The following is a 455-nucleotide window of genomic DNA, read 5'->3' on the forward strand; positions in this document are numbered from 1 at the left end:
GCGCCGGGTCGTGCGGGCGCCGAGCGAGCTCGAACTGCGCGAGCTCGCGGCCCTGGCGTCGCGGCGCCGCGCCACCCTCGTCTCCCTCGTCACCGTGCTCGGCCTGGTCACGGCTCTCGCGCTCGGACCGCTCGTCGGGTCCGCCGCGTCCGGCGCGGCGCTCGCCGGCGGGGCGCTGCTCGCCGCCGGGACCGACCTCGCCGGCCTGTGGTGGTGGGCGACGTCCGGCTGGGTCGCCGGCGGGCTCGGGTCCGCCGGCCCCGCCGACCCCCTGCTCACCGTCCTGCTCGTCCCCGCGGCGCTCACCGGCGGCTCCGGACAGTCGGCGGTCGCCGTCCTGCTGCTCGGCGGCGTCCTGCTGTCCGGCCTCGGCGCCTGGGCGGCCGCGGGCGCCGCCACCCGGTCCGTCGGCGTCCGCGCGTGGGCCGCCGTCGTGTGGGCGAGCGCGCCCGCGC

Annotated in this window: 1 pseudogene; it reads left to right on the forward strand. The window is 82.0% G+C overall.

What is annotated here, in order from left to right:
• Positions 1-455: pseudogene (locus tag CBZ_RS20600) on the forward strand (glycosyltransferase family 2 protein); the annotation flags it as partial.

The sequence above is a fragment of the Cellulomonas biazotea genome (assembly GCF_004306155.1).
GTDB classification, from domain to species: Bacteria; Actinomycetota; Actinomycetes; order Actinomycetales; family Cellulomonadaceae; genus Cellulomonas; species Cellulomonas biazotea.